General features: G+C 61.3%; 15 protein-coding genes and 3 pseudogenes. 7 read left to right on the forward strand and 11 right to left on the reverse strand.

Annotation, left to right across the window (positions count from 1 at the left end):
* Positions 1-69: 69 nt before the first annotated feature.
* The 7 genes and pseudogenes from bglB to BF95_RS12975 all read right to left on the reverse strand — a co-directional run bounded on the left by bglB (position 70) and on the right by BF95_RS12975 (position 7,306).
* A complete protein-coding gene (gene bglB / locus BF95_RS12955; protein ID WP_043151815.1) occupies positions 70-1,185 on the reverse strand; it encodes a beta-galactosidase BglB in 1,116 nt (371 codons plus the stop codon).
* Between the two features lie 6 nt (positions 1,186-1,191).
* Positions 1,192-2,448 carry a beta galactosidase jelly roll domain-containing protein gene (locus BF95_RS29210; RefSeq protein WP_268747172.1) on the reverse strand — a complete coding sequence of 419 codons (1,257 nt, stop codon included), beginning with the start codon at positions 2,446-2,448 and terminating at the stop codon, positions 1,192-1,194.
* 75 nt (positions 2,449-2,523) lie between these two features.
* Positions 2,524-3,261: pseudogene (locus BF95_RS30355) on the reverse strand (beta-galactosidase); the annotation flags it as partial.
* Positions 3,144-4,289 (reverse strand): beta-galactosidase, encoded by a 1,146-nt coding sequence (locus BF95_RS29215; RefSeq protein WP_327195458.1) that lies wholly within the window; start codon positions 4,287-4,289, stop codon positions 3,144-3,146. The pseudogene BF95_RS30355 and the gene BF95_RS29215, both read right to left, overlap by 118 nt.
* Positions 4,199-4,513: an L-rhamnose mutarotase gene (locus BF95_RS12965; RefSeq protein ID WP_043151816.1), complete on the reverse strand. Its 315-nt coding sequence runs from the start codon at positions 4,511-4,513 to the stop codon at positions 4,199-4,201. Before BF95_RS12965 ends, BF95_RS29215 begins: the two co-directional genes overlap by 91 nt.
* Positions 4,514-4,585: 72 nt before the next feature.
* A complete protein-coding gene (locus tag BF95_RS12970; protein WP_043151838.1) occupies positions 4,586-6,106 on the reverse strand; it encodes a rhamnogalacturonidase in 1,521 nt (506 codons plus the stop codon).
* Positions 6,107-6,145: 39 nt separating this feature from the next.
* Positions 6,146-7,306: a rhamnogalacturonan acetylesterase gene (locus BF95_RS12975; protein ID WP_443018366.1), complete on the reverse strand. Its 1,161-nt coding sequence runs from the start codon at positions 7,304-7,306 to the stop codon at positions 6,146-6,148.
* A gap of 275 nt (positions 7,307-7,581) precedes the next feature.
* Between BF95_RS12975 and BF95_RS12980 the strand changes: the two are divergent.
* The 3 genes and pseudogenes from BF95_RS12980 (at position 7,582) to BF95_RS30360 (ending at position 11,906) form a co-directional block, all read left to right on the forward strand.
* Positions 7,582-8,813: pseudogene (locus BF95_RS12980) on the forward strand (oligogalacturonate lyase family protein).
* A 142-nt stretch (positions 8,814-8,955) separates the two neighbouring features.
* Positions 8,956-11,478 carry a TonB-dependent receptor gene (locus tag BF95_RS12985; protein ID WP_268747171.1) on the forward strand — a complete coding sequence of 841 codons (2,523 nt, stop codon included), beginning with the start codon at positions 8,956-8,958 and terminating at the stop codon, positions 11,476-11,478.
* 32 nt (positions 11,479-11,510) lie between these two features.
* Positions 11,511-11,906, forward strand: coding sequence for a hypothetical protein (locus BF95_RS30360; RefSeq protein WP_327195461.1), 396 nt, complete (start codon positions 11,511-11,513; stop codon positions 11,904-11,906).
* 78 nt (positions 11,907-11,984) lie between these two features.
* Here the strand turns inward: BF95_RS30360 and BF95_RS12990 are convergent, their stop codons facing one another.
* Positions 11,985-12,761 carry an IclR family transcriptional regulator gene (locus BF95_RS12990; protein WP_043151817.1) on the reverse strand — a complete coding sequence of 259 codons (777 nt, stop codon included), beginning with the start codon at positions 12,759-12,761 and terminating at the stop codon, positions 11,985-11,987.
* A gap of 76 nt (positions 12,762-12,837) precedes the next feature.
* On the opposite strand from BF95_RS12990, the pseudogene BF95_RS29220 reads away from it, so the two are divergent.
* Positions 12,838-13,129 (forward strand): annotated as a pseudogene (locus BF95_RS29220) (IS110 family transposase); the annotation flags it as partial.
* Positions 13,130-13,408: 279 nt separating this feature from the next.
* Here the strand turns inward: BF95_RS29220 and BF95_RS12995 are convergent.
* Complete coding sequence (locus BF95_RS12995) at positions 13,409-14,209, reverse strand: enoyl-CoA hydratase/isomerase family protein (protein ID WP_043151818.1); 801 nt, start codon at positions 14,207-14,209, stop codon at positions 13,409-13,411.
* Positions 14,210-14,220: 11 nt separating this feature from the next.
* Positions 14,221-16,431: an acyl-CoA dehydrogenase gene (locus BF95_RS13000; protein WP_043151819.1), complete on the reverse strand. Its 2,211-nt coding sequence runs from the start codon at positions 16,429-16,431 to the stop codon at positions 14,221-14,223.
* 384 nt (positions 16,432-16,815) lie between these two features.
* Between BF95_RS13000 and BF95_RS13005 the strand changes: the two genes are divergently transcribed.
* The 3 genes from BF95_RS13005 (at position 16,816) to BF95_RS13015 (ending at position 18,268) form a co-directional block, all read left to right on the forward strand.
* Entirely contained in the window at positions 16,816-17,526 is a 711-nt protein-coding gene (locus BF95_RS13005) for a Bax inhibitor-1/YccA family protein (protein ID WP_043151820.1), read from the forward strand.
* Between the two features lie 4 nt (positions 17,527-17,530).
* Positions 17,531-17,815 (forward strand): TFIIB-type zinc ribbon-containing protein, encoded by a 285-nt coding sequence (locus tag BF95_RS13010; RefSeq protein WP_043151821.1) that lies wholly within the window; start codon positions 17,531-17,533, stop codon positions 17,813-17,815.
* 159 nt (positions 17,816-17,974) lie between these two features.
* Positions 17,975-18,268, forward strand: coding sequence for a GIY-YIG nuclease family protein (locus BF95_RS13015; RefSeq protein ID WP_043151822.1), 294 nt, complete (start codon positions 17,975-17,977; stop codon positions 18,266-18,268).
* Between the two features lie 112 nt (positions 18,269-18,380).
* On the opposite strand, the gene polA is transcribed toward BF95_RS13015, so the two are convergent.
* The gene (gene polA / locus BF95_RS13020) at positions 18,381-21,161 is read right to left on the reverse strand and encodes a DNA polymerase I (RefSeq protein WP_043151823.1); all 2,781 of its coding nucleotides are present in this window, start codon (positions 21,159-21,161) and stop codon (positions 18,381-18,383) included.
* Positions 21,162-21,424: the final 263 nt, after the last annotated feature.

Genomic DNA, 21,424 nt, shown 5'->3' on the forward strand with positions numbered 1-21,424 from the left:
CGGCACCCCTGGGCGAACATTGGCGGTCGATCGGTCCTTCCATTTCCCGCCCTCTCGCCGTTCGCTTTGTCAGATATAGCTGCGCAGAAATTCGCCCAGCGCGCAGATTGCCAGACTCTGGCCATAGGGCATGGAGGTCAGCGCGATATCCTTGTAGAATTGCTGGGTGTCGCCCATCGCGGTGCCAAAGCTCACCTGCTGCAATTCGCCCGCCGCGTCGATATTGGCCAGCACGCCGCGCACCGCCTTGATGCCGACGGCCTCATAGTGGCGCGGCAGATAGCCCTTTCGCACCGCCTTGAGGACGCCATAGGCGAAGCCGGCCGTGGCGGAGGCTTCCAGATAGCTGGTCGGATCGACGATCAGCGTGTGCCACAGGCCGGTATCGGCGTCCTGCGTTTGCGCCAGCGTCTTCACCTGCGCAGCCAGCGTGTCGATCAGGAAGGTGCGGAACGAATCGCCTTCGGCCAGGTCGAGGATTTCGATAATTTCAGGGATCGCGATCGTCACCCAGCAATTGCCGCGCGCCCACAGCGCCTCTGCAAAATTATGACGGCCATTGAAATCCCAGCCATGGAACCACAGGCCTGTCTTGGTATCGAACAGATATTTGATGTGGAGGAGGAACTGGCGCTTGGCTTCCTCGACATAGGCGGGGCGGTTCAGCAACAGGCCGATCTTGGCCAGCGGCAGCACCGACATCATCAGCGTGTCGTCCCACATCTCACCCGGATTTTCGTCATTATAAACGATATGCTGAAAGCCGCCCTCTTCCGTCTTGGGCAGGCCATCATCCGCCATTAGCCATTCGGCCCAAGTGTCGAGATAGGGGATGTAACGCGGGTCCGGCTCATGCTCGTACAGATAGGCAAGCGTGATGAAGGGCGCCATCGTATTGATATTCTTGGTCGGCGTGCCTTCGGCAAAGCGATCCTCGAACCATTGTTTAATGATACCCAACGCCTTTTGGTCGCCGGTCTGCTCATAATAGCGCCACATACCGAATAGGCCGATGCCATGGGTCCATTCCCATCCGGCCCAGCCCTTGGTGTCGATGATGCGGCCATCATCCAGATGCAGAAGGAACTCGCCGGTCTCGTCTTTGATATTGACGAGATTGTCCATCAGCCGGTCGATGGCATCGACCACCTGGTTCCGCGGGACATCATGATTGAGTGCGGCCACTTAGTGTTACTCCTTGAGGTCTGAAGGTGCGTTTGGCGCGGTAACCATCTGCACTGGCAGACCGCCTTTCACGGAATGAAGGGTGACGAGGCGCACGGCTTCGAGCGCGTCGCCCGGCTGGCCATCGGATGTGACGGCCAGCGCGACATGGTTCTTGCCCCGGTGATTCAATATGCCTTCGGGGATGGGGAAGGTGCGTTGCGGCCCGACATGGGCGATGAATTGCCCCATATTCCAGCCATTGACGAACATCAGCACGCGATAGCGAACCGGCGATCGCGGCTTGGTCGCATCGCCGAAGCTGAGCGCGATGGTCGCGTCCTGCCCCTTGGGCACGGCCAGGTCGAAGCTGGTGCGATACCAACTGGTTCCTGCTTCTCCCTGCGCGGCAGGAACAGTGGCCCTCGCCCAGCGCTTGTCATCGAAGCCGGGCAGATGCCATCCCATGCGCTCGCCATAGAGGCCGCCATTATTGGCCGGACCGCGTGTCGGATCGGCCAGCGTCTCGCCGCCCCGCTTGCCCTGAATCTTCCAGGCGATCGGCACGGCAAAGCTGCGTCCGCTTGGGCCACCTTCCAGCGACGCGGAAATCAGCCCGCGTGCCTCCTTGTGGAAATCATCGCTGTCCAGATCCCAATTATGGCCATTGTTGCGGACCATGACGGACAGGATATGCTCGCCGCTCTGCGCATTGGTGGGCAAAGCAAAGCGGGCCGTGCCGGTGGTGATCGGCCGCGGCAGGCCGCCCGGCGTTTCTGCCTCGCCGATAAATTGCCCGTCGACCCAGGCCTGGACGAGGCCAGAGCCGCCCGCGCCATAATAGAGCGAGAGCGCCTTTGCGTCGGACGTTCCGGTAAAGCGACCGCGATACCAGACATCGCCGTCATGGAAGCCATAGGCATCCATACTCATATTGGGCTGGCCATCGGGGCGGGCGGTTATGCTGGCCGATGATCGATTGTCGATCAGCTGCCAGCCGCTGTCGTCGAAGGCTGGGTCTGCTTCGGGCGATCCCTTGGCCATGCGCCAGTCGGTAAGTGCAGGGAGCGCAAAGTCGGCAGGACCGGCGAGCGGCTGCGATGCCGCAAGACTGCCCGATGGCGTGGCGCGGGTGGCGATCTTCGTGCCGTTCCAGGTCACGCTGCGGATCGTGCCCGGCCCCCAGACTTCGAGCGGGCTTTGCGTCGCGGTGTCTCCGGTTAGGGCCAGCGTGCCGCCTTTCACCGTCGCATGGCGCACCAGTTCCGGGCCACGGATCAACATGTCGCCCTGCCGCCAATAGCGGACGGCTTCGGCTTCGTCGCCCAGGATCACCGTCAACGGCGGTCGCCCGCCACCCTCGATCCGCACGATGGCGCGACCCTGATGGCTGTAGCTGAGTTTCAAATCGCCCTTCGCCGTGTCGAAGCGGCTGGTGGCTTCCCCCTCGATCACCGTCACAGTCGGCGCGGCGTTATAGCGCAGCACGGTTTCGCCCGGCTCCCCGGCGCGGCCGTAGAGCAGCATCAGGTCGCCCTTGTCCTGCCGCTGCGCCGATTGCAGTTCCGACGTGGAATAGACCAGCCGCTGCCCGCCCAGCGTCACGCCCGCCACCAGCCATTTCGCGTCAAAGCCGTTGAGGCGCATCGGCACGGTATAACGGCCATCGGGCAGCTCGGCGGTGAAAGTGAAGCTGTCGTTCGTCTGCCCGTTGGACGGCTTGTGCGTCACCATCAGGAAACGGGCGTCAGTCTCCGGGCTTTTATTATGATAAATCTGGATATTGGGCGATGTGATCTCGACCGGCCCGGCCGGGGTCATGCCCGCCAGATCGGGGACGGACGCGATCAGGCCGCCCAACTGCTTCATCTCCCGCGCCTTTTCGCGCAGCGCACGGGGTTCTGAAATCGCCGCGCCATAATCATAGCTGGTGAACACCACCGGGCCAGGCAACCAGCCCCAGCTGGTGCCGCCATAGGTCATGTAAAAGCTCTGGATGCCGATGCCGTTGGCGAGGTTCGTGCCATAGAAGACCCGCTGGAACCGCTTGCCGCGCTGGATCGCGTTGCAGTCATAGCCGCCGTTCGACCCCCAATAGTCGAACCAGCCGCCGCCGAACTCGGCCGCAAATCCCGGCGTATCGGGGGAAGCCGACGCGCCGCCCTTGGCCCCGCCCGTGCCATAATAGCCCCAATCAGGCGCTGCGACATCGCGGGTGGCTGACCCGTGACGGTGCAGGTGCCGCCGGGATAGCCATCGAACGCATACATGTCGTTGGGGCCGGTGACGACCTTCTCGACCGTCGAGGATTCGGGCGTCCAATAGCCATTGCGGCCCTGATCATTGTGGAAGATCGGCACGGTGATGCCGTCTGCCCGCGCCTTGGCATAGAGGTGATCCATATAGCGCCGCTGTGCGGGCGTCGTCAGCGCCAGTTCGTTTTCGATCTGGTGCAGGATGACGCCGCCCTTGCGCTGCTTGTCCACATTGATCTGGTGCCGCGCGATGATCGGGTTGATTTGGCTGAGCCATTCATCGACGGCCTTGAGATAATCCGGGTCGTCAGTGCGCGCACGCGCGCGCTGGTTGACCAGCCAGCCGGGAAAGCCGCCGCGCGACAGTTCGGCATTCACATAAGGCCCTGCGCGCGTGATGACGTAGAGACCTTCCTCTTCCGCCATGGTGAGCAGCCGGTCGAGGTCGCGGATGCCGGTAAAGTCGTACACGCCCTGTTTCGGGCTATGATAGCCCCAGTCGAAATAGAGGGCGACGGTGTTGAATCCGCTCGCCTTCATCTTCTGCAATATGTCGCGCCACAGGTCGGGCGAGGGCAGGCGGAAGGGGTGAAATTCCCCGCCCCAGATGATCTTGCGCTCGCCATCGATCATCATTGAGCGCGCATCATAGGAGACGCGACCAAAGCTCTTGACCGGGGCGGACAGGTTGGCGGTAGGCTTGGCGACCTGCGCCATCGCAGGGATCGCCAGGGCGGAGCCGATCATTAGGGCGGCAATTAGGGAGCGCATCGGTCGGATCAATCCATGTGGAACAGCAGGGGGAGCGGCCATTCCTTGGGTCGATTGTCCGGTTCGACCTCCATCAACGGCGCCATATAGGCCCACCATTTCTGCATCACGGGATGATCGGGCAGCGTTTCGCGCTGATTCTCCGCCGCCAGCGTCAGTACTGCGAACAGGCTGAGTGTATCTTCATCCAGAAAGATGGAATAATCGGAGATACCCGACCGGCGCAGCAGGTCGGACAGTTCGGGCCATATTTCGTCATGGCGGCGACGATATTCGTCCACGCCGCCGGGCTTCAATTGCATTTTGAAGGCGTGGATCGACATCTCGGCTCTTCCCCTATAAACCACATTATGGAACATGTGACCTATATTTGGTAACATCGTCCCAATTGTTCGTCAACGCCACAGTGGCGTGTTTCGCACTGTCAGATGCCGCACATCGTCGAACAGTAAGGGCGGACGCTGGTCGGGTGTGCGCGTTTCCGCCGAGAATCGCTCGATCGTCAGCCGCTCGGCGTGCCGCGCCCACAGCGCCCAGGCGGGCAGAACGCCAAACATGCTCGGCTCAGGATAGGCGTCGGCCAGTTCGGCGGGCCGCCGTGCGGCATCCTGCGATGTGCCACCGCCCGCATAATCCAGATGGACGTCGCGGACCGTCACGTCGCGAATGGGATGGCCGGGCAGGCCCGCAATCGTGGCCGGGAAGCGATGGTCGATGCCGCGCGCATCCACTTCGCTGATCTCGATATGGCGGATCGCGCCAATTCCCGTCCCCTCCGGCCCGCGCCGCCGATCGCCCAGCCGCAGGAAGAGGGGCGCGGTGGTCACGTTGCGCATGGTCAACCGCCGCGCGACGATATGCTCCATCACCCCGCCATCAACCGTCTCCAGCGCCAGCCCCCGGCAGCGGGTGAAGCGGCAATCCTCGATACGGATATTGCGATAGCCGCCATTACTCTCGGTTCCGAGCTTGATCCGGCCGGTGACGCGATCCTGATCGGGTGCTATTTGCTGGACGGTGGTGCGCGTGCCGTCGATCAGCGATCCCATATCATAGCCGGACACATCGCAGTCGCGGATCATTATGTCCTCCGCTGCGATGGCTTTACCGAGCGCATAGCTGCTCTTGACCACAATGGCATCGTCATTGGGTGAATTGACCCGGCAGCGCTCCACCACCACGTCGCGCACGCAATCCAGGTCGATGCCGTCACGGTCGGTGTCGATCGTTAGTCCATTGATGCGCAGCTTTTGTGTGCCGGTCGCCAGGATGGCAAAATGGCCGCCCTTCACTATGCTAAAACCCGACAGGCGAATGTCGCGGCCATTTTTTAATGCGATTGCTTTGTTGCCCTTGCCCGCCATCGCGGCGGCGGCAGGTTCCAGATCAGCAATCTGCGCCTCGGTCATGGCGCGCATCGACAAGGGTCGCTCGCCTGCCTGTTTTTTCCAATGCGCACCGGGACCGTCGCGGGTCAGGCCTGCGCCATGGATCATGCCGGGGCCAAGGATGGCGACCTCGCATACATCATCACCCCAGATCAGGCTGTTGCGCCAATGGCTGTGGCCGAAATCCTGATAAAGCTGGTCGACGCCTTCTTCAGGCAGATCATAGCGCCCGGCATGGCGTGCCGGATCGGCGGCCTCGATCACTACGCCTTCGCCCAGAAGCAATGTGACGCGACTATGTAGTCGGATCGAGAAGCACAGGTAACGCCCGCGCGGCAGGATGACGGTGCCGCCGACCCCACGCGAGGCGGCAAGGATGGCGGCGTTGATCGCCGGGCTGTCGATCGCGATACCGTCGCCGCGTGCGCCATGGTCGCGCACGTCGATGCGGCGCGCGGCGTGGGCAGGGAAGGGCAGGGTCGCAAGCGGCAGGCAGGCAAGTCCCAGCGCCAGGTTGCGGCGGGTCATGTCCATCTCAGTTCCCGGCCGGGCGCTGATCGCTATGGATCAGACTGGGGGCGATCGCGACTTGTGCTGCCGTCGGTGGCTTTTCAGGGGCAAAGGCGTCGGCGGTGACATGCGGGGCAAGCGCCGGTATGGTATCGCGAATGCGCTGCGCCACGCGCTGGCCAGCAGCCATGCGCCATAATTATTATGATGGGTCTTGTCCTTGCCGCCATCGTTGAAGGCAGTCGGCGCGACATCGGGGCCAAGTGCCTCATAAATTGTGCGACTGTCGGCGTTCAGGTCGATCAGCGGGACGCCATCTTCCGCCGCGACCTTCCGCACCGCCGTCGCATAGTCGCCCAGCGTATCGACGATACGGCCGTGCGCATCAAAATTTCGCCGTTCGGGCGACGTCACCAGCACTGGATGCGCGCCACGCCGCCGCGCTTCGGCGATATAGGCGCGCAGGTAGGCGAGGTAGGTCGTGTCCGCCGCAACATGGGTTTGCGGCCATTGCTGCTTTTGGTCATTATGGCCGAACTGAATGAACAGCCAGTCGCCCGACCGCATCGCCGACAGCAGTTTGTCGAAGCGTAAGCTGGTTAGAAAGGACTTAAGCGTCTCGCCTGACTTGGCATGATTGGCAACGACGATGCGCTCGTCCAGCATTGCGGGCAGCATCTGCCCCCAGCTTGCCGCCGGTTCGGCATATTGGTCGGTGACGGTCGAATCGCCCGCCAGGAAAATCGCCGGTGCGGTGACTGGTTCAACGCGGATCGACTGGACTGCGGGTTGACCCAAAAACTCCAGCGTCAGCTTGTCGTCCCAGGTAAATTCCTGCGCATCACGTGTGTCGATCCGCACCCGGTCGCCGCCCGGTGCGGTCGGCGGCGGCGGCGGGAGAGCAGGCGTGCGGATATCGACCAGGAAGCGACGCTTGACCTGTTCGCCCTTGCGCGTGCGGATATGGGGCAACATCAGGCGGCGGGCCTCTGCCTTTACTGTCGTATCGCCCGCCTGCGCACGGTCGCCCAGCCGCAGCGTCACGCGATAGCGACCTTCGGGCAGGGCGATGGAATAGACGAAGCCCCGAGCGCTGGATCCAGGCTCCACGCCATGGCTCCCCACCTGATAAGGCTGCAAAGTATCGGTTCGGAGGTCAATGGTCTGCGCACCGGAGGTCGCCGTCAGTAGCAGGAAGAGGGCAGCGCTGGATGGCATGATATGGCCCCCGGACAGGAATGTAAGAGCGGGGGAGCGCCACGAGATTGCTGCGCTCCCCCCAGAATATCGGCCCGTGCAGAGGCCAATATAAATCCCGTTAATTAGCAATACGATCCATATTTAGGGATTGAGTTGCGGTCAATGCCTTTTCCTCTTTCCCATATATGATCCATATGTAAGGATCATGCATCACTATGTAGAACAAAAAGGGGCAGGATATGGGGGTATTGATGCGTGCGTGGGGCATGATGCTACTCTGCCTCTAGGCGCCGATGGTGCAGGCCGCGCCGGCGGCGGAATGGACCGACGCCACGACTAGGCATCGCATTGTACGTATCAGTCGCGAGGCGGGCAGCCTGTCGCTCTATTTCCACCAGAACAGTTACACGCCCCAAGGCGATAAAATGGTGATCGCGACTCCGGGCGGCATCGCCGTGGTGACGCTGGCCGACTGGAGCGTGACCCCGCTGGTGCGCAACAAGCACGCCAAGCTCCTGTTCGCTGGCCGCAAAACTCGCACAGCCTATTATAGCGTCACGCGCAACACCGGGTCAGTCATCCACAGTGTTGATATCGACAGCGGCAAAGTACGCAAAATCGTGTCAATCGATCGCGGCACGATCGGCTCGATCAATGCCGATGAAACGCTTCTTCTGGGTCAATGGGCGCAGGCCGCGCCGCCGTTGCAACCAGGTGGCGAGGGGAATCGGCCAGGTGAAACCGCCTTCGCCGCGACCGGGACGGGCGGCACGCCGCTCTCCTATGCCGATGCCAAAGAGGTTCGCCTGAACCAGCGGCTGGAAGCAAAGATTCCGATGGAAATCTTCACCATCGACATCCGTACCGGTGCGCGACGCGTGGTTGTCGCATCGACGGACTGGCTCAACCATGTCCAATTTTCGCCGACTGACCCGATGCGCATTCTCTATTGTCACGAAGGGCCGTGGCACAAGGTCGACCGCATCTGGACTGTCCGCGCGGATGGTAGCGACAAGCGGCTCGTCCACAAACGCATGATGAACATGGAGATCGCTGGCCATGAGTTTTTCTCGGCGGATGGAAAATGGATCTGGTATGATCTCCAGACGCGCGCGGCGAAATATTCTGGCTCGCGGGCTATGAGCTGGCGACGGGCAAGCGCCGCTGGCTGCCGGTCGATCGCAACCACTGGTCGGTCCATTACAGCCCATCGCCGGACGGCCGGAGCTTTTCAGGCGACGGCGGCGACCGTGAGATGGTGGCCCGTGCGCCGGATGGCAAATATCTCTACCGCTTCACGCCCCGTGCGATTCCGGACGTAGCTGGCATCCGTGCCGCCAACGGCGATGATCTGATCGTGCCGGGACGCTTGGATGTTGAGAAGATCGTTGACCTGCGCGCGCATGACTATCGGCTGGAACCCAATGCGACCTTTACGCCCGACGGCCGCTGGCTTGTGTTCCGGTCCAACATGGAAGGGGCAACCCATATCTATGCCGTAAAGGTGGAACGGAGCAGTAATTAGTCCCACAATGTGGTTTGTAAAATCACATGATGATTTTTCTTTCAATTTTACGACTCGCGATATACAATGAAATTGTAGTTCACATAGTGGGACAATGAGGGCGTCATCGGGTGATGACGACCAGCCAAAAGGGGAGGAAGTCATGTTGCACACCCGTTCCGTATTTGCGCGCCGCAGCTCGGCCATCGCGATCGCCACCACGCTCCTGGTTGTGGCTCCAGCCATCGCGCAGGATCAGACCGCCGCGGTTGAAGCGGAAACTGCCGACATCGTTGTTACAGGCTTCCGCGCTTCGCTTGATAGCGCCCTGGGCATGAAGCGGCGCGAAGCCGCCGCGATCGACTCGATCGTAGCCGAAGACATCGGCAAATTCCCCGACTCCAACCTCGCTGAATCGATGCAGCGCGTGCCCGGCGTGGCGCTGGCGCGCGGCGATGGTGGCGAAGGCCGCAACATCTCGGTCCGTGGTCTGGGTGCCGGTTTCACCCGCGTCCGCATCAACGGCATGGAAGGCACGGCCCAGACCGGCGGCTCAGACATTTATGGTGCCGGCAATAATGGCCGCAGCTTTGACTTCAACGTCTTCCCGACCGAAATCTTCTCGGCCCTCTCGGTGCGCAAGACGCCCTCGGCCGATGTCGAGGAAGGCTCGCTCGGCGCAACCGTTGACCTCTCCGCGCCCAAGCCCTTCGACCAGAAGGACGATTTCGTCCTCTCGATGACGGCACGCGGCGTTTACAACGAGCTGTCGAAAAAGGTCGATCCACGCGCCTCGCTGCTCATCTCGAAGCAGTTTGGCGACAGCGGCTTTGGCATATTGGCATCGGGTGCCTATCAACAGCGTAACCTGCGCGAGGTCGGCTATTCGGCAGTCGATCTCTTGCCTGCCAACCTGAATGGTGGCTTCTGCTCCCCGCTTGGCGCGCCGATCAATACGGCCGGTCAGACCCCCGCGCAATTGGCGTCGCGCGGCGTGACAGCGACCGATTGCAGCACCGGTAATCCGCGGACGGGTACGCAGGCCGCCTATGACACGATCCAGAACCTGCGGCGGTCAGGCCAGGAAGCGACGCCGGGTAGCGGCGCCTTCTTCCCACGCCTCCCGCGCTATCTGAACAGCGAACAGAAGCAGGAGCGGATTGGCGGATCTTTGACCCTGCAATATCAGCCTGACGACCAGACCGATATTTCCGTCGACTTCCTTTACTCACGCTTCGAAGTGACCCGCCGCGACAATTATATCGCCGGCGTGTCGTTTGCCCGTTCCGCTTCGAATAATGGCCAGCCGATGACCTCGGTGCGCGAAATTGAGTTCGATCAGAACGGATCGCTTGTTCATGGCGTGTTCGACGGTGTCGATGTTCGGTCTGAAGGGCTGGTCGATAATTTCGTTTCGACTTTCAAACAGGCCAACGTCAACTTTAAGCGCGAGCTCAATGACAGCCTGATTGTCGATGCCCTAGTCGGCTTCAATCGCTCGATCTGGGATGGCAAGAAGCGTCTGCAGACCTTCATCGATGTGATCGATGCCGATGGTTTCTCCATCGATTTCCGTGATGGCGGTACGACACCGGTGATCGGTTTTGGCGCCGACATCAATAATCCTGCCAGCTTCAATTATGCGCCTGGCTTGGCGAATGGCACCGTGTTGGGAGGCTTTAGCTATCAAGGGAAGCCCTCGAAGAACACCACCGACAATTTTACCGCCGAAACCAACCTGAAATGGGCAGTCAGCGATGCTTTCTCCATTCGGGCGGGTGCGCAATATCGGCGCAGCGATTTCATTTCTACATTCCTGCGGCCTTTCAATGCTGACACCGTCGTGCGCCCGCTGCCTGCCGGCACCAGCTTGGCCGACATCACCACGTCAATCACCGGTGTCGATAAATTGTGGGGTAATGGCGCACCTGCGAGCTGGGCTGCAATCGACTCAGATAAATGGGCTGACACTTTCGGATTTGATGCCGTGCGCTATTGCGGCGTTGAATGTGGCGGTGGCCGCAGTCGGGTCCGCGAAGAAGTGACGAGCGGTTTCCTCATGGCCAACTTTGATCTTGAAAATGCCATCGGTTTCAGTGTGCGTGGCGATGTGGGCGTCCGCTATGTCAAGACGGACATGACCTCGTCAGGCTATATCGCGGTTGCGCCGCCAGCGGGCCAGACGTCACCGACCAATTTGGTTGGCCGTTTCGGCTCAGCGACCAACAATTATGACGATTGGTTGCCCTCGGCCAATATCGTGATTGAACCAGTACCGAATTTGCTCTTCCGCTTTTCTGGCGCAAAGGTGCTCGCACGGCCGGAACTGGGATTGCTTACTCCTACCAGCGGCGTCAATCCAATCACGCGCGTTGGTAACGTCAATAATCCTTTCCTCGATCCCATCCGCGCCAACACGTTCGATGTTGCAGTAGAATGGTATTTCCGTCCTGGATCATTGCTGTCGGCCGCCTTCTTCTACAAGGACATCAAAAGCTTCGTCCAAAATGTGAACACTCAGATTCCGTTCAATGAACTGGGTTTGCCTGACGCGCTGTTGGAAAACAGCAACACCGCCCCAACGGAACTGTTCAACGTGTCGCAGCCATTCAACACGCCGGGCGGGCCGCTAAAGGATTTGAACTCAACGCGCAGATCCCCTTCACCTTCTTCGACGGGTTCCTGAGCAATTTTGGTGTACTTGGTAACTACACGCAGGTGACCTCCAAGATCGACTATATCCTCGCCAGCGTGGGCGGGGTTCCGACTGTGACGACCACCAACGATCTGGTCGGCCTGTCGAAGCGCACGGCATCCGGCACGCTCTATTACGAAGATGAGAAGTTCAGCATACGCACCACGGGCAATTTCCGCGACAAGTTCATCCGCGGCATCCCCGCTTCACCGGGCAGCGATCTCGTAGGCAATGCCAAGACCTTCTACATGGACGCATCAGCTTCCTTCGCCGTTACCGATCGTCTGAAGCTCATTGTCGAAGCGCAAAATCTGACCGATGAACAGAACCGCCTCTACACTGACAGCGTGCGGCAGGACACATTGTTCGAAACCCGTATCGGTCGCACCTTCACCTTCGGCGTGACCTACCGGATGTAAGATACCCTCTCCCCCAACCTAAAGGGCGCGATCATTGCGATGATCGCGCCCTTATTGTTTTTAGGCAGCGCCACCCGCTTAGCGCGGGCCGCTATAGCCAACAGCGGTGCTGATCTGTTCGGCCGACCGCATCACCTGCTGCGCCAATGTCGCGCGCAGTTCGTCGGTCAGATAATGGGCGGCGCTGGCGATCGAGATAGCGATGCAGATATTGCCCTTTGCATCGCGGATCGGCGTAGCGATCGAACGGACGCCATCGCCCAGTTCGCTGTCATGCAGCACTTCGCCGCGCGCCTTGTGGCGCTGCATTTCGGTAATGAACGCATTGATCGCTCCGCGCGAGGGCTTGCCACCCTTGGCCGCAACATAAAGCCGCTCCCAGGTCGCTTCGTCCTCGTCCAGCAACAATGCCTTGCCCAACCCCGTTTCCGCAATCGGGCGGCGATCGCCCGGCGCCGTCGCAACGCGCAGCCGCTGCGTCCCCGTCACGCGATCGAGATGGCGGGAAAAATCCCCTTCGCGTTTCCCGACGAATACGCAAAAACCACTGCGCTCCGACAATAATTCCATGAATGGCCGTGCGATACGAACAAAATCAATCTGCTCAGTCGCCAACACGCCCAACTGGAGCAATTTGGGGCCGAGGGCAAAACCATCCCGCGTGACTGCCAGATAATTGCGCGACTTGAGAGCCTGCACCAATCGGTGCGCGGTGGTCTTGCTCATCCCCAGCTTGCGGGCAAGATCGGCGGCGCGGATCGGCCCATCAATCACTTCATCCATAATGTCGAGCGCGCGCATCAGCGTCTGCGTACCCTTTACGCCCGGTTCTTTGCTGTCTTCGCTATCGATCATGCTCTGCCCGCCATGAGTTCCAAATAAAGGTGCTTCTATCGACCATGTTGGCACACCTGTCAGCAGATTTGTACGGCTGGTCGACGCCATCCGCGGGTTTGGCGCGGCGTATGGTGTTACTATCGCGACGGGGATGTGCCGCGTGGAACCTTGCTCGAACGGATCACCGCCGACGAGGCCATTCCTAAATTGGTTCGTGAATTATTTGCTCTGCACGGGGAGGAGTATGCGCAAATCCAGCGAGAAATCGAACGGGTCGATGAGAAGTTGATAGCTGGCACCGAAGCGACGGATGTTGCCAGAGATTAGCGCACATTTCCGGTGTGGGGCCAACTGGCCCGACGTTGCTCATCAAGAAAGCGCCTGATCAGATCGACCGGCCAGGCCTCGTCCGCATTCATCGCACATTACATCAAACACACAAACAAGATTGCCCCATCACGGCGGGCTTTTTGCAGTACGAGCCACCTCACAATCGTATTGCTCCGATAAGGGCCGCCTTGCGGAGATAGGCTGATATTTCGAGATGGCACTGGTACGCAAGTGCCAAAACACCCCCACGAGAGGTGTTAGGCGGCTTGTTTAGCCTGACTCCCGCAACACTGGGATTCCTAGCAGCGATATGGCCGCCTGTGCGCGCCTGACCCTTATCCCTTCTTGCCGCCCACGCCCCTCATGTAGCGTTCCATTCCTTCCAAATAGGCCGGGTTGAGCATCAGTGCACTGTTCGCCATCCGCTCGACATGCCGCCCCATGGCGGGGCCGACCTCGGCTGCCAGCTCGATAGCAATCTTGGCCGCGGCCATCTGCTCGGCATTTTGTTTGGTCAGGTGGCGGCAGAAATCCAGCGCCGCTTCGTCGAACCCCATATCGGGCAACACGTCATGCACCAGCCCCATAATGAGCGCGCGGTCGGCATCTGCCTTTTGATTGCCCATGATCAGCCAACGTGCCCAGTGCGGCCCGCAGATGCGCGTGAGGCGGCTGACACCGTTGGAGGCGGGCAGTACCCCGAATAATCCTTCGGGAAAGGAAAAGTCGGCGGATTTTGCCGCCAACCGAAAATCGCATGATAGCGCCATTTCTAATCCGCCACCGACGCAGGTCGCATGAATGGCGCTGACGATCGGCTTTTCGATATGCTCCATCTCGTCATAGATGCGCTGCATGCCGTTGAGGTTGAGCCGATGATTTTCGCGAATGCCCGACGGCGTGCGCGGATAGTCCGGATTGCCCCCGCTTTTCAGGTCCGCGCCCGAACAGAAATAGCGCCCGGTCGCGCGGATCAGCATCACCCGCAATTCCGGCGTATCGCGAAAGCGCAACAGCGCTTGTTCGAACAGCGCCATCGTCTGCGCCGACAGGGCGTTGAGCTTATCCGGCCGGTTCAAAGTTACAATCAGGATGCCGTCTTGGTCCTGCGTCAGCAGATGCGGGGCGTCGCTCATATCGTCATCCTTCAGGCGCGGGTGCGCGGCAGGCCCAGCGCGCGCTCGGCGATCATGGAACGATGGACCTCGCTTGTCCCACCATAGATGGTCGCGCCCTGCGCGTGGCGGTAGAACATGTTGATCTCCGCCGCCGCCCCCTTGCGCTTGGACAGGGACAAGGGCGCGGTCAGGTCCATCAGGTCGCGCGCATCGCTCTGAAACTTCTCCGAACTGAACATCTTGGCCATCGGTCCATAGGCTAGGTTCGGCTTCTTCTCCATGCTTGCCCAATTGGCGCGGAATGCGATCAGTTCGGACGCCCACAGATTGGCCGCGGTGCGCGCCAGCCGCGCCTGCGCCCCGGCGTCGGCGATCAACGGCTGGCCATCACGCTGTATCTCCTGGCACAGCGTTTCGGCCGCATGCAGCATCGCGCGCTGATATTTGGCAAAGCCGCCACCATGCTCCAGTTCCAGGCTCGCGCTCATCGTCCGCACCCCGCCGTCGACCGCGCCCAGCCGCCAGCTATCGGGTATCTTCACTCCGTCATAGAAGGTGATGTTGGTGCGCTCGTCCTGAAAAGTATGGACCGGCTGGATCGTCACGCCTTCGGCCTTCAGCGGCACGATGAACATGGTCAGCCCCTTATGCTTGGCCACGTCCGGGTTGGTCCGGCACAGCATCAGCACATAGGTCGACAGGTTCGCCCCGCTGGTGAACATCTTGGTCCCATCGATCCGCCAGCTACCATCGGCTTCCTGCGTCGCGCGGCACTGCGCGGCGAACACGTCGGACCCTGCACCTGGCTCGGAATAGCCCAGCGAGCAGATGACTTCGCCGCGCATGATTTCGGGCAGGATCGCCGCCTTCAATTCCTCGCTGCCAAAGCGATGGACGATCAGCGCGACCATCTGCGTAACATTCGCAGCCGGATTATTATAACCCTCCGCTTCGAACGCATCCATCGCGGCGGTCTTTTCATAGGCGGAAAGCCCGCGCCCGCCGACATCCTGCGGCAGCCCCAAATATAGCAGATTCTGCGCCGCCAATTTGCGGTTGAGGTCCGGGTTATAGCCCTCCCAGCTATAATGAAATGCCTCTCGCATTTCCGGCGTCACATGGGCGGCGAAGAAATCCTCTATCTCCTGGGTGATGGCGCGCGCGTCGTCGCCCAGATCGAAATTGACCGGCATGTCGCCCGCATCAGGCAAGGCTGCCTGCTCGCCCGCAAAGAGCCGTCGCCCGGCCTCTGTGATTAGTCGCTGCGGATCGCCCAGCAGCAAAGGCCAAGCCTTGGCGCGCAGGTTGAACAGGAAAATATCATATTCGGTGGTGAGCCCATAGCCGCCAAAGGTGTGCAGCGCTTGTGCCACCGCCCGGCCCGCCGCATCGCTGTTCCACCAGGCCGCGATGCTGATCGCCGCTCCCGCCTCTGGCGCGCCATCGGCAATGTCGCGGATCGCCTTCCACACCAGGAACTTGCCGCCGTCGACATCGCACAGCAAATCGGCGAGGGGGTGAGAAATGCCCTGAAATTGCCCGATGAACTGGTCGAACTGCTTGCGCTCGCACGCATATGCCGCCGCCAGTTTCAAAGCTTCGCGCCCGATCCCGGCAAGGCCAGCCGCTACCAGCAGCTTCCATTCCTCGACACCGCTGGCAAAGGTCGCAACGGCGTCCGCGCTGGACGCCAGCACGACCTGCGGCAAGGCGCCAAGGTCGATGTGTGCCATCGGCGTATCGGCCAGATTCTCTTCCGCCACGCGCGCGCCGTCCTGCACGTCGATCAGAACGATGTCGTCACCACGCCGCGCGACGACAGCCTGCGCCACCTGACCACCGCCGATCCACTGCACCGGTTGCGTGGCGATATCATGGAAGGCGATGCTCGCCACCGCTTCACCAGCCATGACGCGGCCGAGCAGGGCGGTCGCGGCGTCGCCGCCCAGCAAAGCCAGCATCCGCGCCGCCACCAACGTTTCGGCCAGCGGCCCCGACACCAAGGTCCGGCCCGCTTCTTCCATCAAAAGGACGGCATCGAACAGGCCAAGCCCCAGGCCGCCCGCTTCCTCCGGCACGCGGATCGACAAGGCACCCAATTCCGCCAAACCCGTCCACAGCGCCGGATCGAAACCCGAAGGCGCCGCCGCGCGCACCCGCGCGATGCTGCTATGTTCGTCCATAAAGCGCACGAACATGTCGCGCATCATTTCCTGGTCGTCGGTCAGGTCGAAATTCATTGGACTATGCCTCTGCTACTCTCAATCCTCCCTGTAAGGGGAGGGGGACCACGAAGTGGTGGAGGGGTGTCACYCTATCGAGRSGGTAACACCCCTCCGTCAGGGCTGCGCCCTGCCACCTCCCCTGACAGGGGAGGATGAGCGACGGTATTTGTAATAAAATGTTGCATCTGCGCCCGACCCTTGCACCGGCGCGTTCCTCCACCAATATGCTTGATGCGGGCCGGGCCCCTCTGACGATCTGGATTTCCCCCCTTGTCCATGTCGTGATGTCGGACCGCATCGGGTGCGCCCGGTGCAGGTTTTGCGGCAGTTGCCCCCTCAATGTCGCAACAGACCGCACCGGGCCACTCGATCCACCGTCTTGATGGAGTAAGAGTAGCCGTGAATAATCCCGTTCGTGTGCCGGGCTATGGCGCGAGCCGGACGGCGCAGACCGACGCCGGGCTGCGCGCGCATATGCTGGGCGTTTTCCGCAATATGGGCCTTGGGCTGGTGATCACCGGCCTGGTCGCCGCGTTCATCGGCAATACGCCGGTGCTGGCCGCCGCGATCTTTGGCACGCCGCTCAAATGGGTGGCGATCTTCGCGCCTCTGGCCTTCGTGTTCTTTTTCAGCTTCCGCATCGACAAGATGACGACGGCGGGCGCGCGGATGGCCTTCTTCGCCTTTTCCGCCGTGATGGGCGTGTCGCTGGCCAGCATCTTCCTGGTGTTCACCGGCGGCAGCATCGCGCAGGCCTTCTTCTCGGCCGCGGTCATGTTCCTCGCCATGGCGCTGTGGGGCTATACCACGCAGCGCGACCTGACGAAGATGGGCAGCTTCCTGATCATGGGGCTCATCGGCATCATCGTTGCCAGCCTGATTAACCTGTTCATCGGGTCTTCGGCGATGCAGATGGTCATTTCGATCCTCGGCGTCATAATCTTCACCGGCCTGACCGCCTGGGATACGCAGCGGATCAAGTCCGACTATTTTGCCTATGCGGGCCATGAAATGGCGGCCAAGATGCAGGTGATGGGCGCGCTGTCGCTGTACCTCAATTTCGTCAACCTGTTCCAGATGTTGCTCAGCCTGACGGGCGAGCGGGAGTAAATATATGCGTGATCAAGCGGCGGTCTCCGCCATGCTCTGCCCGGTCTGTCATGTCGGATTGGCGATGACCGACCGGCAGGGCGTAGAAATCGACTATTGCCCGCAATGCCGGGGCGTGTGGCTGGACCGGGGCGAACTGGACAAGATCATCGAGCGTTCGGGGCCGGGCAATGTCGCGGCGGCGCCGGTGGCGAGGCCGAGCTACCGCCCCGACCGCGACTTTCGCGACGACGGACGAGGCTATCCACAAAAACGAAAGAAGAGCTTTCTGGAAGAGCTGTTCGATTGAGGAATGGCCGGTCCGGCGAGGATCGGCCGTTTCCTCGCGGTATAAACAAGCGAGATCCCAGCGTTCGCTGGGATGACGTTAAATTGGGCGCGCACCTTGCCTCCCCGTCATGCCAGCAAACGCTGGCATCTCCCTGCCTTTTGACGCAACCTTGCAACTATGGCGGGCGGATGGCTCTATATCATGACAAACCGCGCCTATGGCGTCTTGTATATTGGCGTGACAGCCAGTCTACCGCGTCGAGCCATGCAGCATCGCGACGGCACTGGCTCGGACTTCTGTCGTCGCTATCGGCTCGACCGGCTGGTCTATGCGGAGCGGCACGAGACAATCATGGACGCCATCACGCGGGAGAAAGCGGTGAAGGCGTGGAAGCGCGCCTGGAAGGTCGAGTTGATCGAGAGCATCAATCCCAAATGGGTTGATTTGTTCGACACGTTGCATTTGGACTGAGGGACAGCGAGAAGAAGGGAGATGCCAGCGTTCGCTGGCATGACGGGTATAATCTCCCTACCGTCATCCCAGCGAAAGCTGGGATCTCACTTGTTCTTTGGCTCCCCGCATTTCAATGCGCCGCGCCCCAACTCGCTCCGGTCCCAATCTCCACGCCCAACGGCACGCTCAGCTTCACGATCGGCTCAGCCGCACTCTCCATCACGCGCCGGATGACCGCGTTCGCCGCGTCCACGTCCACCTCCGGCACCTCGAACACCAGTTCGTCATGCACCTGCAGCAGCATCTTCACGCCCGATAGCCCCGCCGCATCCAGCGCCGGTTCCATGCGCGCCATCGCCCGCTTGATGATGTCGGCACTCGTCCCTTGGATCGGGGCGTTGATCGCGGCGCGTTCGGCCCCTTGCCGTTCATGCTGGACCGACGCCTTGATGCGCGGGAACCAGGTCTTTCGCCCGAACAGCGTCTCGGTATAGCCGCAGGCGCGCGCCTTTTCGATCGTCTCGTTGATGTAGATACTGATGCCGGGAAAACGCTCATAATATTTGGCGATCATGTCCTGCGCCTCGTCCGCGCTGATCTCCAGCCGCCCGGCCAGCCCCCAGCGCGAAATGCCGTACAGGATCGCGAAGTTGATCGTCTTGGCCCGGCCGCGCGTGTCGCGATTGACCTCGCCGAACAATTCCTTGGCGGTGGCCGCGTGAATATCCTCACCCGCTGCAAAGGCATCGCGCAGCGCTGGCACATCGGCCATGTGCGCGGCCAGCCGCAATTCGATCTGGCTATAGTCCGCCGCCAAGATGACATTGCCGGGTTCCGCGACGAAGGCATGGCGGATCTGCCGTCCGACTTCGGTGCGGATCGGGATATTCTGCAGGTTGGGATCGGTCGAGGACAGCCGCCCGGTCTGCGCCCCGGTCAACGAATAGCTGGTATGGACGCGGCCCGTATCCTTGTTGATCTGCGCCTGCAGCGCATCGGTATAGGTGGATTTGAGCTTCGATAATTGCCGCCATTCCAATATCTTGGCGGCGATCGGCGCACCCTGCGCCTGCAACTGCTCCAATATGGTGACGTCGGTTGAATAGGCCCCGGACTTGCCCTTCTTGCCGCCCTTATAGCCCATTTTGTCGAACAGGATCGCGCCCAGCTGCTGTGTCGATCCGATCGCGAAGGGCTGCCCCGCCAGTTCGTGAATCTCCGTCTCCAGCGCCGCGATGCCAGCGGTAAACTCGCCCGACAGCCGCGCCAGATGCTCGCGATCCACCTTGATGCCGCGATGCTCCATCCGCGCGATCACCGGCACCAGCGGCCGGTCCACCAGTTCATAGACGCGGTTCGCGCCTTCATTAGCGACGCGGGTCTTGAACACGCACCACAGCCGCAGCGTCACGTCCGCATCCTCAGCGGCATAAGCGGTCGCCTTGTCGAGCGGCACTTCGGCAAAGCTGATCTGGTTCTTGCCGGTGCCAACCACCTCCTTGAAGCTGATACAGTCATGGCCAAGATGCGTGCGCGCCGCCTCGTCCATGCCATGCCCCGACAGGCTTTGCCCGGCGTCCAGGTCGAAGCTCATGACGATCGTGTCGTCATAGGGGATGATCTCGATGCCGTGCCGCCGCAGCACGGTCATGTCATATTTGAGGTTCTGGCCGACTTTGAGGACCGCATCATCCTCCAGCAGCGGCTTGAGCTTCGCCAGCACCAGCGCCTTGTCGAGCTGCACGGGCTTTTCCGCGAACATGTCGCGTCCGCCATGGCCGACCGGAATATAGCAGGCCTGGTTGGGGCCGGTGGCGAGGCTGATGCCGACCAACTGGCACGACACGCAATCGAGCATGTCGGTTTCGGTATCCACCGCGACGACCCCCTCGGCCCGCGCCTGCGCGATCCAACGGTCGAGCGCATCTTCGCTGACCACCGTTTCGTAGAGGCTGCGGTCGATCGGCGGCGCTTGCGGCGCGACAGGCGCGGCGATCGGCTCGGCCACGCCCGCAGCGGCGGCAGCAACGGCCACCGCAGCCGCAGGCGCACCCAGCCGATTGAGCAGCGTCTTGAAGCCATGATGCGTCAGGAAATCCTGCAACGGTTCCTTGGGAATGCCCTTCAACGCCAGGTCTTCGAGCGGTTCGGGCAGGTCCATGCTGTCGTGCAACGCCACCAACCGCCGCGACAGCCGCGCCATGTCGGCATGGGCGATCAGATTTTCCTGCATCTTCGATTTCTTCATCGCCGGCGCGGCGTCCAGCGCCGCTTCCAGCCCGCCATGTTCGATGATCAGCTTGGCCGCCGTCTTGGGGCCGATGCCCGGCACGCCCGGCACATTGTCCACGCTATCGCCCATCAGCGCGAGGACATCGCCCAACTGCTCGGGCTGCACGCCGAACTTGCCGACGACATAGTCCGCCCCGCGCCGCTCATTCTTCATCGTGTCGTACATGTCGACGCCGGGCTGGATCAGCTGCATCAGATCCTTGTCGGAACTGACGATGGTGACATGCCAGCCAGCCGCGACCGCCGCCTTGGTATAGCTCGCGATCAGATCGTCCGCCTCATAGCCCGCCTCCTCGATACAGGGCAGCGAGAAGGCACGGGTCGCGTCGCGGATCATCGGGAATTGCGGGACCAGGTCTTCGGGCGCGGGCGGACGGTTCGCCTTATACTGGTCATACATGTCGTTGCGGAAGGTGTGCGACCCCTTGTCCAGGATCACCGCCATATGGGTCGGCCCTTCCGCCTTGCCCAATTCCTCGGCCAGCTTCCACAGCATCGTCGTATAGCCATAGACCGCGCCGACCGGCTGGCCATGCTGGTTGGTGAGCGGCGGCAACTGGTGATAGGCGCGAAAGATATAGCCGCTGCCATCGACGAGATAGAGGTGATTCTGGGTCATGGGGCAGGGGATAGCCGGTAACGCTGCCCCGCTCCAGTAGCGCGGTGCCCGCTCTATTCGTCAGCGAACCATTAGCAGGCGGCCTTTCTTACCCCTCTCCCTTAAGGGAGAGGGCTGCGCAGACTTGGCAGCGTGCTGCCTAGTCGTAGCTGGGTGAGGGTGTCGAACCACCGGGGATTCGCGCTGCCTCGGCGTCGCCCCCCTCATCCAACTGCGCCTAAGTGCCTTCGGCACTAAGGCTGCATATCCTTCTCCCCGGCGAG

Source organism: Sphingobium sp. Ant17, assembly GCF_000588875.1.
GTDB lineage: Bacteria > Pseudomonadota > Alphaproteobacteria > Sphingomonadales > Sphingomonadaceae > Sphingobium.

Excerpts from the sequence above, each read along its gene's own strand:
- BF95_RS29210 (WP_268747172.1), bottom strand. The coding sequence starts at position 2,448 with ATGTTGATCCGTGGCCCGGAACTGGTGCGCCATGCGACGGTGAAAGGC.
- BF95_RS29215 (WP_327195458.1), bottom strand. The coding sequence starts at position 4,289 with ATGGTGGGCCTATATGGCGCCGTTGATGGAGGTCGAACCGGACAATCG.
- BF95_RS12965 (WP_043151816.1), bottom strand. The coding sequence starts at position 4,513 with ATGTCGATCCACGCCTTCAAAATGCAATTGAAGCCCGGCGGCGTGGAC.
- BF95_RS12970 (WP_043151838.1), bottom strand. The coding sequence starts at position 6,106 with ATGACCCGCCGCAACCTGGCGCTGGGACTTGCCTGCCTGCCGCTTGCG.
- BF95_RS12975 (WP_443018366.1), bottom strand. The coding sequence starts at position 7,306 with ATGCCATCCAGCGCTGCCCTCTTCCTGCTACTGACGGCGACCTCCGGT.
- BF95_RS12985 (WP_268747171.1), top strand. The coding sequence starts at position 8,956 with ATGTTGCACACCCGTTCCGTATTTGCGCGCCGCAGCTCGGCCATCGCG.
- BF95_RS12990 (WP_043151817.1), bottom strand. The coding sequence starts at position 12,761 with ATGATCGATAGCGAAGACAGCAAAGAACCGGGCGTAAAGGGTACGCAG.
- BF95_RS12995 (WP_043151818.1), bottom strand. The coding sequence starts at position 14,209 with ATGAGCGACGCCCCGCATCTGCTGACGCAGGACCAAGACGGCATCCTG.
- BF95_RS13000 (WP_043151819.1), bottom strand. The coding sequence starts at position 16,431 with ATGAATTTCGACCTGACCGACGACCAGGAAATGATGCGCGACATGTTC.
- BF95_RS13010 (WP_043151821.1), top strand. The coding sequence starts at position 17,531 with ATGCGTGATCAAGCGGCGGTCTCCGCCATGCTCTGCCCGGTCTGTCAT.
- BF95_RS13015 (WP_043151822.1), top strand. The coding sequence starts at position 17,975 with ATGGCGGGCGGATGGCTCTATATCATGACAAACCGCGCCTATGGCGTC.
- polA (WP_043151823.1), bottom strand. The coding sequence starts at position 21,161 with ATGACCCAGAATCACCTCTATCTCGTCGATGGCAGCGGCTATATCTTT.